11 protein-coding genes are annotated in these 14,069 nt (G+C 39.0%); 7 read left to right on the forward strand and 4 right to left on the reverse strand.

Going from position 1 to position 14,069, the window contains the following annotated elements:
- Positions 1–14 precede the first annotated feature (14 nt).
- Positions 15–1,160, forward strand: coding sequence for an AhpC/TSA family protein (locus tag FHT21_RS00350; protein ID WP_167292825.1), 1,146 nt, complete (start codon positions 15–17; stop codon positions 1,158–1,160).
- 263 nt (positions 1,161–1,423) lie between these two features.
- On the opposite strand, the gene FHT21_RS00355 is transcribed toward FHT21_RS00350, so the two are convergent.
- Positions 1,424–2,101 carry a LytTR family DNA-binding domain-containing protein gene (locus FHT21_RS00355; RefSeq protein ID WP_167292826.1) on the reverse strand — a complete coding sequence of 226 codons (678 nt, stop codon included), beginning with the start codon at positions 2,099–2,101 and terminating at the stop codon, positions 1,424–1,426.
- On the reverse strand, positions 2,098–3,153 hold the full coding sequence (locus tag FHT21_RS25100) for a histidine kinase (RefSeq protein WP_167292827.1): 1,056 nt from the start codon (positions 3,151–3,153) through the stop codon (positions 2,098–2,100). The genes FHT21_RS00355 and FHT21_RS25100 overlap by 4 nt, the downstream gene beginning before the upstream one ends.
- 169 nt (positions 3,154–3,322) lie before the next feature.
- On the opposite strand from FHT21_RS25100, the gene FHT21_RS00365 reads away from it, so the two are divergent.
- Entirely contained in the window at positions 3,323–4,621 is a 1,299-nt protein-coding gene (locus tag FHT21_RS00365; RefSeq protein ID WP_167292828.1) for an erythromycin esterase family protein, read from the forward strand.
- 61 nt (positions 4,622–4,682) lie between these two features.
- Here the strand turns inward: FHT21_RS00365 and FHT21_RS00370 are convergent, their stop codons facing one another.
- Together FHT21_RS00370 and FHT21_RS00375 are read right to left on the reverse strand one after the other, a co-directional pair.
- Positions 4,683–5,360, reverse strand: coding sequence for a LytTR family DNA-binding domain-containing protein (locus FHT21_RS00370; protein ID WP_167292829.1), 678 nt, complete (start codon positions 5,358–5,360; stop codon positions 4,683–4,685).
- Positions 5,357–6,445, reverse strand: coding sequence for a sensor histidine kinase (locus tag FHT21_RS00375; RefSeq protein ID WP_167292830.1), 1,089 nt, complete (start codon positions 6,443–6,445; stop codon positions 5,357–5,359). Before FHT21_RS00375 ends, FHT21_RS00370 begins: the two co-directional genes overlap by 4 nt.
- A gap of 201 nt (positions 6,446–6,646) precedes the next feature.
- Here FHT21_RS00375 and FHT21_RS00380 point away from each other — a divergent pair, with 201 nt between their 5' ends.
- Genes FHT21_RS00380 through mqo form a run of 5 tightly spaced genes read left to right on the forward strand, consistent with a single transcriptional unit; the run spans position 6,647 to position 13,725 of the window.
- Complete coding sequence (locus FHT21_RS00380; RefSeq protein WP_167292831.1) at positions 6,647–7,960, forward strand: hypothetical protein; 1,314 nt, start codon at positions 6,647–6,649, stop codon at positions 7,958–7,960.
- A gap of 13 nt (positions 7,961–7,973) precedes the next feature.
- Positions 7,974–9,278: a cation:dicarboxylase symporter family transporter gene (locus tag FHT21_RS00385; protein WP_167292832.1), complete on the forward strand. Its 1,305-nt coding sequence runs from the start codon at positions 7,974–7,976 to the stop codon at positions 9,276–9,278.
- Positions 9,279–9,289: 11 nt separating this feature from the next.
- The gene (gene pckA, locus FHT21_RS00390) at positions 9,290–10,882 is read left to right on the forward strand and encodes a phosphoenolpyruvate carboxykinase (ATP) (protein WP_167292833.1); all 1,593 of its coding nucleotides are present in this window, start codon (positions 9,290–9,292) and stop codon (positions 10,880–10,882) included.
- Between the two features lie 47 nt (positions 10,883–10,929).
- On the forward strand, positions 10,930–12,126 hold the full coding sequence (locus FHT21_RS00395) for a cation:dicarboxylase symporter family transporter (protein WP_167292834.1): 1,197 nt from the start codon (positions 10,930–10,932) through the stop codon (positions 12,124–12,126).
- A gap of 21 nt (positions 12,127–12,147) precedes the next feature.
- A complete protein-coding gene (gene mqo, locus FHT21_RS00400; RefSeq protein ID WP_167292835.1) occupies positions 12,148–13,725 on the forward strand; it encodes a malate dehydrogenase (quinone) in 1,578 nt (525 codons plus the stop codon).
- Positions 13,726–14,069: the final 344 nt, after the last annotated feature.

The following is a 14,069-nucleotide window of genomic DNA, read 5'->3' on the forward strand; positions in this document are numbered from 1 at the left end:
TATAAAATAACAACATGAAAAAATTAGTGATCGTCGCTTTATCAATAATTCAATTGAGTGCTTTTGCACAGGACGCGAAAAATAAATTTACGATATCAGGTAAATACGGAACATTTAATGCCCCTGTAAAAGCTTACTTACAGTATAATATAAACGGTAAAGACATAACAGATTCTGTTACATTGAAAAATGGGATTTTTAAGTTTACCGGAACAGCCACACCTTCACCCGTTTATGCTGATCTGATTTTTGATTCTAAAGCTGTTGGAAAGGAAAAAAGTCTTGAACGGGGTATCGTAATTATAGAGCCTGGTAATATCACGGTTGCTACAAAAGGCAATATTACCAATGGCCTAAAAGTTACCGGCACACCTTCAAATAACGATTATACCGAATTTAATGCTATTGTAGATACTGAATTCTCCAAAATGTCTCCTGATGACAGGAGTATCATGGACGGGAAAACCAACGCTAATAACACTTCCAATTTTGAGGAAAAACTGGAAGCATTCAAAAAGAGGTATAGTAAATTAACAAATGACGCTTATATAAAATTTGTAAAAAGCCATCCCAACTCTGATCTTGCATTGGATCTAATGTCAAAAATAGCATATGATTCAGAATACGCTGAAGTTAAACCTTTATTTGACGGCTTTTCTGATAAGATAAAGAATAGCGCCGATGGCAAAAGTTTTGCTAAAGCCTTAGAACAGATGAAAGCTACTGAAATTGGTCAAAACGCACCTGATTTTGAAATGGCTGATACTGAAGGTAAGCTGTTTAAACTTTCATCTTTAAAAGGAAAGTATGTTTTATTAGATTTTTGGGCGTCGTGGTGCGGACCCTGTAGAGCGGAAAATCCAAACCTTATAAAAATTTATAATAAGTTTAAAGATCAGAACTTTACGATTGTAGGTGTTTCACTGGATAAGGCTAACGCTAAAGACCTTTGGCTGGCTGCTATAAAAAATGATGGCCTGCCATGGCTGCAACTTTCAGATCTGCAGAGCTTTGATAATACAGCAGCTAAACTGTATGGTGTGCGCGCAATACCACAAAATTTCCTGATTGATCCCAGCGGTAAAATTGTTGGTAAAACTTTAGTCGGAAAGGGGCTTGAGCTTAAACTTACGGAAATGCTTGGTAATCCCGTTAAATAGGATTTATATGTATTAAATTATTGATAATGAGTTTGTTGTGTTGTTTTTTTTGTTGGTTTGGTCCGTTTTCAATAAAAGACACATTTACGGCTTTCCTATTGATGTTTAAACACAATCTTACCGTTATACTCGTATTATTTCCCCATGAATAGTATTAATATTTATGGGGAAATCTATTAAACAAAGAGAACGCTTTCTTCGATATTAAAAATGTGCGTTTATTTTTGCAATGCTGGTTGGTTGCTAACTTTCTGATCCCGAAACTAAATACCTAACTTTTCCATCAACTGCTTTTTATAAGCTTGCCCGATAGGAATAAACTGCTGGTCGTTGAGAACTAGACTGTCCCTCACTATGCGAGCAATTACTAGCTTATTGACCAAGTAAGAACGGTGTGATTGGATGAAATATTTCTGGTTTAACTTGTCTAAAATTCCCTTCAGTGTATGGTAGAGTAAATACGTTTCGGTAGTAGTGATGATTTTTATATAGTCTTTATTTCCTTCAATTAACCTGATGTCTCGTTGTTTGATTGTGAGATAGCTATCCTTTACCCTGATGACCAGCTGATCTTCAAAGGCGCTGTTTGGTTCACTTCTTGGCGAAAGCTTGTCAATAGCCTTTATAAATCTTTCGTATGAAAAAGGTTTTAGAAGATAGTCGGCCACACCCAGCTCGAAACCTTCGAATGCATAATCTTTAAAGGCAGTTGTAAAAATGGTACTGGGCCTATGTTTTAGTGCTTTCAAAAAACTGATGCCGTTGATAAGCGGCATTTCGATGTCTAAAAAAAGCAAATCAATTTGATGGCTTTTCAAATATTCAAATGCTTCAACTGCATTTCTGAACTGTGCTACCAGCGTCATTCCGGGAGTTTGCGCGATATAATGTTTCAGCACATCATGTGCAAATGGCTCATCATCTAAAATTACGCACTTCATTTCAAGGTTATGCTTAGGTTCGCCGTATAAATACCGTTCAATTCTTGTATCTGGAGATGGTGTTTGCCTTGGTAATAGAGCTCCAGTCTTTTTCTAATATTCACTAATCCTATACCGCCCCTGTTGCTTTTTAAGGGTTGGCTCGGCAGCATCTCATTTTCTATTTTGAAGAACAAAACCTGTTCATCTACCATTAACTCGGCTGAAACACCTGCGTTATTTTCCAGTTTGTGCCTGCCGTGCTTGAACGCATTTTCTACCAAAGGCAAAAATAGCAGTGGTGGCATTTTTACATCGGGTATGGTTTCCGAGACGTTAAACCGAATTGAAGCGTCTGGAAACTTTTTCTGCTCAATCTCAAAATATCCTTTTAGGAAATTAACTTCTTCGCTTAGCGGAACCTCCTCCCGGCTACAATCATACAAAATATACTGCATCATTTGCGACAGCAATAAAATAAACCTAGAGGTATCTTTAGATTGTATTAGGCTCATGCCATATAGACTGTTTAACGTATTGAATAGAAAATGAGGCTGGAGCTGCGCCTTTAACAAGCCTAACTGGAGCTTCAAATGGTCGGTTTCTACCTTGTGGCGGATCATCTCATTTTCGTAGGAGAACCTCGAGAAGGCGATGCTTAAAAAGGCAATCGAATCGGTCATGATCAGATTCCAATCTGAAAAGAAACCATTGTACTGGCGATTAAAATAGGCATGCACCGGACTACCATAGGTGAATTGTTTGAAAATCCATGACAGGAACATGTTGATGTAGGGTGTCATAAATATGAAGTATACTACAGTGATGAGTATAAGGGCCATATATTTTCTTAGATGCAACAGTTTTGGAATCGCCCACCGGTAATAGGGAATAATGGGTAATGTGCTGCAAATTCCAAACAGGCAGATCATTGGATAGGGGAAATCGTTACCTGGAATTCGTTGTAATCCCGAATTTTCGATCAGGTACGAATATTTATATATTGTAACATAGAATACCCAAATCAGGATTTCGAATATGGTTGAGAAGTTGAAGGCTGTTCTTTTGTTCACCTTTCAAAAATCGCTAAAATAGTTGAAATAGTTTTTCCCCTGCGATAAACCTCAGGTTTTGCACGACGAATAGACGCATATGTTAATTTATCGTGCAAGGAAGGCCTGTGGTCGAATTTTTTTTCATGCCACGGGCGAATGCTCATTCTTTTGCTTCATAAAACAATACATGATGAAACACATTACCTTAATAATTTGCCTGGCCGTCATCTTTGCGTTCAACAGCCAGATCGTTTTCGCTCAGCAAAAAGACACGGTTTCGAAATTGACTGTTGTCCAAAAAAAATCGCTGAAAAGCGTCTCTCTTGAGAGCTATGAAAAGTTTAAAGCCTCCGTTAAACCATTAATTGCCGAAATGGGGGCGAAGCAGATTGTAGGTCTTGGAGAAGGAACACACGGAACGGCAGAATTTTATAAACTCAGGTATTACATCAGCAGGATATTGATTGAAGAAAAAGGATTTAATCATGTTGCTTTCGAGAATGATGTTGCCGAGATGTGGTTAATGAACCAGCAGTTAAACCAGGCAACTGATGTTATGGCATTGATGAAAAAATACATGATCGGAATCTGGCAGAACAAAGAAACAAAGGAGCTGCTGGATTGGATCAGGATATATAATAAAAGTCACAAAAAAAAGGTTTCGGTAAACGGTATAGACTTCCCTGTTCAAAAGCCCGATATTGATATGATTACGCTTTTGCTTAAAAAAGCGGGTATTAACAGTTTTCACGAAGAAGTTGAGCGCCTGAATGTTGCTGCTCATTTTCAGGATGAGGCCTGGTTTGGCATGAACCAAAAAGATTTTAAGGTAGATTGGAAATTGCTGAACCAATATTGTAGCCAAGGTTACTTCACCGCCGATTCCCTGGAACAGCAAGTTAGTAAAATAGAGATGGAAACAAGCCTCAGATCTGATCTTCTATTGGCGATTAGCAATCTTAAACAGGGGTTTGAACCGTTTAAGCCAAAATCCAAATATGTACCGAGAGATAGCATCATGGCCCACAATACCGCTTTAATGATAAAAGGAAAGGAAGATAAAGTGATTATCTGGGCACACGATGCCCACCTTGGGAAAAAAGAGATTTACGATAATTCTGTTGGCGGAACGGGAAAATACCTGCTAAAACTATTTCCCAACAATTATTTCGTTCTGGGTACAGGAACGGCAATGGGTGAATTTGGGGCAACGACCGATGCCCGCGCTGTAAATACCACTGTGATGTTGCCCTATAAACTTGAGGAGCCGATCAAAGGTTCATGGGAAGAATTATTGGGTACATTGACCAAAACGAATGTATATTTCTTTACCAAGGCCTTTAACCCAAATAACCTGGTCAAACCACAGCGATTTATAGGCTATGGTACAAAAAGCGGCGTGAGTTTGTACGATAAGGTAAATTTAGCCGAGTTATATGACGCTTTTCTTTTCGTTAGACAAAGCCATGCGCCAACAACGCTTTGATTTTTTGGGGTAGGTAATGATTTACTCCCAAAACACACTAAGTAGGCGCTTTTAGGCGGTTTTATTTTAACAAATCTTTATATGTTCTTCCAATGGGTAACTGCTTGCCGCCTTTTACCTGAACACTTTGGGCGCTTATTGAGACAATATCTTTTTTTCTTACAATATACGATTTGTGAATGCGAACAAATCCCAGTTCGCCGTTTTTATTCATGAAATCTGAAAGCCGTTGTAATACAAGATACTGCTTAAACCTGGTTACAATTTTAATGTATTCACGAAATCCTTCAATCCATTGTATATCATCTAATAAAACTCTATTCAACTTGTAGTCAGATTTAAATGTCAGGTAGGATTGCTCCACCTCAGATGTCGAAAATTTCAAATAATCAATAGCCTTTTGAACTGCTTTTTTGAACCGGTCAGGAAAAACAGGTTTAACCAGGTAGTCGATAACGTCCATGTCGAAGGCTCTGGCCGCATAGGTCGGATCAGCAGTGATGAAAATACAGAGTTTACCCTTAGGAACCAAGGCCAGGAAGTCTGTTCCGGATAAGCCAGGCATCTCAATATCGAGGATTAGTAGTTCTACAGATTCCAGTAATAGATAATTCAGGGCTTCCGTAGGATCTAAAAAGGTATCCATGAGTTCAATTTCGGGCATGTCCAAACAATATTTTTTGATGAGTTCTAAAGCAGGAGCCTCATCATCAACATAAATGGCCTTTATCGGTTTCATAAATATATGTTTAAAATTGCTTTATATACACTACCGTCATTACTGCTTTCAAAGTTATAATTACTTTGATAATGGTTTTCAAGAATATTTTCAAGCACTTTCATGCCAACGCCACGATAGGTGGTATCATCATTGTCGATTATTTTATTTGAGATTGAATTTTCAATGCAAAATTCTAGCTTAACTTCTGAAATGCTTACTGATGCTTTAATTCTAGCCGTCTTGTCAGATCCCATAGCAGCATATTTGATGGCATTTTCAAACAGCGTGAGATAAATTGTTGGTGGGATCTCAACAATTTCAAATAGATTATCATCAGGAAAACATAGGTCGATATCTAACCCCGAGCCATGTTTCAGTTGATAGAGGCCGCTCAGGGCGATAATCATTTGTAATTCTCTATCAACCGGTATGGTGTTTTTTGAAATCTCATATGTGGTATACTGCATCAAAAGGCTTAACTGTTTAATTAAATTGGCCGAGCTTCCATCTGTAGCATAACTGTGCGAATAGATATTATTTAAGGTGTTAAACAAAAAGTGAGGATTTATTTTTGATTTTAGCAGTTCAAGATCTGCTTCTTTTTTTCTCAGGCTGAGTTCTGCAAGTTCACGCTCAGCAATGAGTTTGTATTTTGAAATGCCTTGAATAGAGGGAACTAAAATGATGATGATCTGCATCAGGTAAATCATAAAAAGATAACCGCCATCAATCTCCGCCCCGAAAAGTTGAGGCTCAATTAGTATCCTGACCAAACTTGAAATTACAAAAATGGCGGCAATGTAGCGTACATATTCTCCATAGCGCTTCGTCTGGTAATACGCTGGTACCAAAACGCTAAAGCATAATAAATAAACAGGGATGTTAATACAAAGCATAAATAACAACCGCAGTGCTGCCTCTTTTAAGTCCCAAAAGTTCAGATAAACGTAACCGCTCACAGATAAGAATACCAGCCAGAAAACAATGTGCTGAATGATAATTAATCCAGGCCAACGACCATTTACTAAGAAATGCATCACCTTTTTATCAAAAGAGAGCCTGAGCACTAAAATCAGGAGTATAAGGTTGATCAGCAGATTCATTTATAAGGGGCTTCAATTGTTGTTTGTTAATAATTCGTGTAGTTTATTGATATAAATCTTTTTAAGCTTAAGATAGGTGCATATTTATTAACCCGTTACAAATTATGTATCGGAATTAACCAAATATATACAACGGATTAAAATCCGCCTAGTTGAGATTAAATGAAGGCTAATATCCCTATTTTTTTTATAAACGACGGCATGAGCATATCAATTACCAGATTCTCATTAGTCATCTTCCTTTTTGTGGGGCGCCTGTTAACAGTAAGTGCTCAGGAAAAAAAGGTTAATAAGCCACTAAAGTATTACTTGAACGATGATAAAACACATTTTATAGCATTTTCAGGTTATGCGCAGATTTGGGCAAGATATACCGAGCTCAATCCCGGCAGTAAGATAAATGAAAGTAACGTAAATTCAACCGCTGATATTTCTTTAAGAAGGCTTCGCATGAAAATGGTGGTTGCGCCAACGGATCGGCTTACCATGGTTTTTCAGGGAGGGACAACTAACCTGACCTACCTTTCTGATAATGAAAGTGCTTTTGAATTACTTGATGCCTACGGAGAATATAAACTAAGCAACAAATTTACTTTAGGGGCAGGCCGATCTAACTGGAAAGGGTTTACCCGTTTTGCTTCTGGCCCAACTGCTACTTTATTGTATGATGTACCTTTTATAACACTGGGTAACGTAAACAGAACCGATCTTACCCTACGGAACCTGAATGTTTTTTTCAAAGGTCAGCTAGGAAAGTTAGACTACCGGTTTATCATAGCCAAAACTTATGTGCCCTTTACCGGAAAGCCTTTACAAGACATCTCTACCTTTAATAACCTGGAGGTTAAACCCAACTTTTCATCCTATTTCAAATGGCAGTTTTTTGAAAAGGAAAACAGTACACCTACTTCTCCAGGAAGTTATTTAGGGAAAAAAAAGGTATTGGCCCTCGGCGTCGGGATGGAATATCAGAAAGATCTGCTCTGGAGCCTGAAATCTGCAGATACTTTGCTAAACGATATGAAACTCTTTTGTGCAGACCTCTTCTTCGATACTCCGATTAATTTGAGCCGAGGAACATCATTTAATTTTTATTCAGCAGCTTTTCTTCATGATTATGGCCCTGGCTACATCAGAAATCTGGGGATAAACAACATTTCGAATGGACTGGATAATAAAAAAGCATCCTTCAATGGGGCGGGCAATAGTTATCCGGTTGTAGGAACCGGACACAGCTTTTATCTGCAATCTGGTTTCACCCTCCCTTATTTCAATCAGCAAAAGAAAAGCTTGAGATTGATGCCTGCATTGGGTTTTCAGTATTCCCGGTTTGAGCGTCTCTCCGAGCCCATGATCAGTTATGATCTGGGCCTTACCTTATTACTAAAAGACCATGCATCGAAACTTGTTTTTAATGCCCAAAGCAGGCCCATATATACCGATCAAGGCGATGGGCTAAAAGTAGCTGACCGGAAAATGATGTTCGTTTTAATGTACCATATCAATATAGACTAATAAAAAAGAGCCAATGTTAATCGAAAAATTACCTCAAACATTAGATGAGCAAACCAAGGCGACTCGCCGCATTTGGAAGCGAATTGTAACCAACCTTACTTTCTGGGTGCTCATTGCCATTATTGCAGGCGTTCTACTGGGCACTGTTGCCCCTGCAATTGCCGTTAAAATGGAAATTATTGGCAAAACTTTCATCGATATTATTAAACTCTTTATCGCCCCAATTATATTTCTGACCATTGTTTTGGGTATAAGTGGCATGGGCGATCTGAAAAAGGTTGGTAGAATTGGTATCAAATCCCTCATTTATTTTGAAGTAGTTTCCACTTTTTCCCTCGCCATAGGTATCGGCATGGCTGTTCTTATCAAACCAGGAAACATTGATAAAGCAAATTTGCAGATTCAAAATGCCTCGAAGTACACCTCATCACCAGAAAAAGGTTTTGACTGGGTGCATTTCTTTATGAATAACCTCACCATTCAGGTATTATTGGTTGCTATAATTGTTGGAATCGCTCTTAACTATTCTAAACATCGGGAAAAAGCAGTTTTTGGCTTAGAATATTTATCTAAAAAAGTGTTTCTGGGCTTAAAATATGTCATGTATCTCGCACCGCTTGGTGCCTTCGGCGGCATGGCTTATACCATTGGCAAATTCGGACTTCATACCCTTATACCCCTGGCCAAGCTCATGGGAACAGTATATCTCACCATGGGGCTGTTTATATTTCTGGTTTTGGGCGGCATTATGAGATATTACAAAATGAGTATCTGGAAATTTATCAAATACATTAAGGAAGAATTATTGCTGGTTTTGGGCACATCTTCTTCCGAATCGGCATTGCCTTCGATCATGCAAAAACTCGAAAAGATGGGCTGCAGCAAGTCTGTTGTTGGGCTGGTTATTCCAACGGGCTATTCTTTTAATCTGGACGGTACCTCAATCTATCTTTCTATGTCCATCATATTTCTTGCCCAGCTTTACGGCGTTCATCTCTCGATATGGGAGATGTTAAGTATCATCGGGATCCTGATGGTGACTTCAAAAGGTGCGGCTGGTGTAACAGGAAGTGGTTTTATTGTTTTAGCCTCAACACTTGCAGCTATCCATAAGATTCCGATAGAAGGACTGGCTTTTCTTTTAGGGGTAGATAAATTTATGAGTGAAGCGCGCGCATTAACAAATATTATCGGTAACGGGGTGGCTACAATCGTTGTTGCGCAAAGCGAGAAAGAGTTTCACCCACAAAAGGATGATGACGTGCGATCAAATGCAAATCAAAAAAATAGGGTAATAAAAAAAGAATTGGTATACTAAAATTAGATCAAATGAATACAGCAGAAACATTTCATGAATTAGGATTCAAGCTTTATGGTAAGTATGTTCATTATCAATTAGAAGCAGCGCAACTTGTTAGACAGACACTGGAAAGAGGCCAGGGGATTTTGAACAATACAGGAGCATTGTGTGTAGATACCGGAAGTTTTACTGGCCGGTCGCCAAAAGATAAGTTTATCGTAATCGATGAAACAACCAGCGATACTGTTGATTGGGGAGAAGTAAACCGACCTATCTCGAAAGCTCATTTTGATGTTTTGTATAAGAAAATGAGAAGCTACCTTGCTGAACGTGAAGTTTGGGTGAGAGATGTTCATGCCTGTGCTGATGCAAGGTTTGGATTAACCATTCGTATTGTTAATGAAACGCCATGGGCAAATCTATTTTGCCATAACCTTTTTCTGAGGTCGGACGCACATAATGTGCTTAGTCCGGATACGGAATGGCTTATTTTGCAGGCCCCTGGTTTCTTTGCCGACCCAGAGACTGATGGGACACGTCAAAAGAATTTTACTGTGGTCAATTTTAGCCGCAAGATCATTTTAATTGGTGGAACGGCATATACCGGAGAAATGAAGAAAGGGATTTTTAGTGTATTAAATTATGTTTTGCCCTTACAACGTAATGTTTTAAGTATGCACTGTTCGGCCAACGAAGGTGAGGATGGTAATGTCGCGCTATTTTTTGGCCTTTCGGGTACAGGCAAAACAACACTGAGTGCAGATCCCAACCGTTCATTAATAGGTGATGATGAACACGGCTGGTCGGAAAACGGTGTGTTTAATTTTGAAGGAGGGTGTTACGCTAAAGCGGTAAATCTTGACCCTAAGAAAGAGCCTGAAATTTTCGGGGCCATCAAACCCGGTGCATTACTGGAGAACGTAGTTATAGATACTGATGGGCGCATAGATTTTTCGGATATTTCCAAAACAGAAAACACCAGGGTAGCCTATCCAATTCAGTTTATAAAAAATGCTAAAGAACCATCAACAGGGGGGATACCCAAAAATATATTCTTTCTTACCTGTGATGCCTTTGGAATACTCCCACCAATAAGCAAGCTAGATAAGGGGCAAGCCATGTATCACTTTATTTCTGGTTACACAGCAAAGGTAGCAGGTACAGAAATGGGGGTATCCGAACCACAGTCAACCTTTTCTGCATGTTTTGGAAGCGTGTTTTTGCCTCTTCATCCTTTAAAATACGCAGAGCTGTTAGGTGAGAAATTGGATGCTAACCCGGAAATTAATGTGTGGCTTGTTAATACCGGATGGATTGGTGGCTCTTATGGAATAGGAAACCGTATAAGCCTAAAATATACACGGGGACTTATTACTGCAGCCATGAATGGTAAATTAGACGACGCCATATTTGTTAACCACCCGGTATTTAAGATTTCGGTACCGCAGCGCTGTGAAGGAGTGCCGGCAGAAATCCTAAATCCCCGGGATTTATGGGAGGATGTTCAGCAATATGATAAAAAAGCAGCTGAACTGGCTATGCTTTTTGAACAACATTTCTCAAAATACATCGCCCATGCAAGTGATATTATTAAGAAGGCTGCCCCGGTATTGTTAGATTAACGGGTAGATTTACTATATTCAAAGATAAGAAAATTAACACCTTCATTTTGAAGTTGATCGCTAAAGTAGACCTGATTATAGATAAACTCAATAAATATTTGAGCTTACAGATTATTCTTGCGATAGTCGCTGGGACTCTCTGCGGCATTTTTTATCCAACTAGCGCTACTAAAATGCAATGGATAGGTAGCCTTTTCGTCTCGGCTATTGAGCCCTTCGTAGCTCCGGTAATCTTTCTCACAGTTGTAACACTATTCGGCGGTCTTGAAAATCTGAAATCAATAGGGCAAATTATCATAAAAGCCTTAATTTATTTTGTTTTGATCAGCACAAGCGCTATCCTTTTCGGTATTGGTATTGCTTCATTAATCCAGCCGGGAAAGATAAATAAAGCGCTACTTTCTGAAATTTTACCGGGCCAGTTAATTACCAGTCAATATCCCCATTGGGTAAACGTAGTATTTCAGAACAGTATGCTGATATTACTACTTACAGCTGTTGTGTTAGGCTTAATCATCAATCAGTCCAGACTTAAAAAAAAAGCAACTTATTTTTTTGATCTACTCAGGAAGTTTGTGATGAAATTGCTGCGGTATATTTTTGTATTTGCACCATTTGTTGCCTTTAGTGGCATAGCCTATACGGTAGGCAGATATGGAACGGATAGCTTACTACCCATCGGGAAGATGCTCGCAGGTACATACATCGCCATGTTTCTCTTTGTTTTTTTAGTTCTTGGATCAATCTTGCTTATGCTTAAGGTGAACATCGTTAAGTTTATTGCCGCTATCAAAAACGAGCTGTTATATGCATTGGGAACCTCCTCATCAAGTTCAGTAATTCCCTTGTTAATGGACCGCCTGGAACTTATAGGTTTGAAGCGTGATGTTGTAAGAGTGGTAACGGTTATGGGAAACTCATTAAATCTTAATGGTACTTGCATTTACCTGGGTATGTCTGTGATTTTTTTAGCCCAATTATACAATATCAGCTTCTCATGGGCAGAACTTTTAAATATAGTAATGATTATTCTGCTTACCTCGAAAGGTGCAACCGGTATTCCTGGTACTGGCTTTCTGGTATTGATAACTACAGTAAACAGTATTCAACGCATTCCGGTTGAAGGACTTGCTGTATTGCTTAGCATCGACCGGTTTATGAGTGAAGCAAGAGCAATTACCAACACCATCGGGCACGGTGTGGCGGCGCTCGTTGTTTCAAACACAAAAGATAAAACCATTTAACGTATTAAGATTAAATTTAGAATGAAAAATATACTACTCATATTGCTTATTTCAGCAGCTATAGTGGGTTGCAGAAATAAAGAAGCGCAGGAGCAAACAGACGTTGTACTGGTTGGGGCAGGAATAATGAGTGCAACACTAGGTTCAATGATCAAAACACTGGATCCAAAATTAAAGATAAACATTTATGAAAGATTAGACCTTGTTGCCGCTGAAAGTTCTGATGCATGGAATAATGCCGGAACCGGGCATTCTGCATTCTGCGAACTCAATTATACTCCCCAATTGCCAAATGGGCAAATTGAATTTAAAAAAGCAATTTCTATAAATGAGCATTTTGAGGTTTCAAAACAGTTTTGGGCCTATATGGTTAGCGCGGGCAAGCTGCCAGCACCAACCTCGTTTATAAATAATGTGCCACATATCAGTTTTGTTTGGGGCGATAAAAACGTAATTTACCTGAAAAAACGCTACGATGTTTTAAGTAAACAACTGCTTTTTAAAGGAATGAAGTATTCAGAAAACTACGATACGCTAGCCAAATGGATGCCTCTGGTAATGAAAGGTAGAAGCCGTAAGCAGAAAGTTGCTGCTACCTATATGTCAATTGGTACAGACGTTAATTTTGGTAGTTTAACCCGGGGGCTGATCTCATCCTTAAGAAAGGAAAAAGAGGTTAAGGTAGAGTTGAATCATGAGGTGAAGAACCTTAAAAGAAATCCCGATGGTACCTGGTTGGTAACGGTTACAGATCTCAAGACCGAAAAAGATAAATACATAAGCGCAAAATTCGTTTTTATTGGCGCAGGGGGCGGGGCCTTAAGGCTACTTCAGAAATCAAAAATACCCGAGGGAAAAGGTTTTGGCGGATTTCCGGTGAGCGGGGAGTGCTTGGTTTGTAACAATCAGAAAATAGTAGAAAAGCATATCTCAAAAGTATATGGAAAAGCAGGAGTAGGCGCACCGCCAATGTCGGTTCCGCATTTGGATACCAGAATCATTAATGGGAAAAAAGCACTTCTTTTCGGTCCATACGCTGGGTTTTCTTCAAAATTTTTAAAACAGGGTTCTTACCTAGACCTTACCCGGTCAATAACCCTGAAAAACATGTGGCCTATGCTGTCAACCGGAATGGATAATATCCCCTTAACAAAATACCTGATCAGGCAGGTTACACAGTCTGATGAAGATCGTTTGAAGGCGCTAAAGGAATATTTCCCTGAAGCTGAAGCCAAAGACTGGAAACTCGAAACCGCAGGGCAAAGGGTACAGATTATCAAGAAAGATAAAACTCATGGCGGAGTTCTTCAGTTTGGGACAGAGGTAGTGAGCGCACAAGATGGCAGTCTTGCAGCCCTTTTAGGTGCCTCGCCCGGAGCATCAACATCTGTTGATATTATGTTAACCTTGCTCAAACAATGCTTTCCGAAAGAGGTGGCCTCTAATGCCTGGCAACAGGGATTGCGCAAAATGATCCCATCCTATGGTAAAATGCTTTCACAGGATGTGGCGTTGGCTAATCAGGTAAGGTCTTCTAACAGCAAAACTTTGGGATTGAATTTTTTTGTGCTTGATAGCACGTGGAAAGCAGGTAAGTAGAGGTAGATTGATTTATCTCGCCGCTATCCGTAGAGTTCCGTAGGAGTTCTACGGATTAGCCAATAGAAAAGAGTCTCCGACTCGATAAAATGAAGTAAAATAACTCAGAAAAACATTTTTGGAGGGCTTTTCGTAAGTGGTATGAATAAGCATTCGTTTGAACATTTGAAAGTTATTTCAGAATTTCAATTGATTGAAAATTAATAATTAAATTCATAGGAAAAAGAATGAGACCGTATCACAAGGCATAATTTCGCTCCTAATTTGTTGAGTTGAGCTTAGCCTGTATTGAGTTTGCTGAAGTATTGAAACACCTTTAAGGCATTTAAAAGAGATCCTTCGAC

Source organism: Pedobacter sp. SG908 (assembly GCF_011759615.1).
In the GTDB taxonomy this organism is placed as follows: Bacteria; Bacteroidota; Bacteroidia; order Sphingobacteriales; family Sphingobacteriaceae; genus Pedobacter; species Pedobacter riviphilus.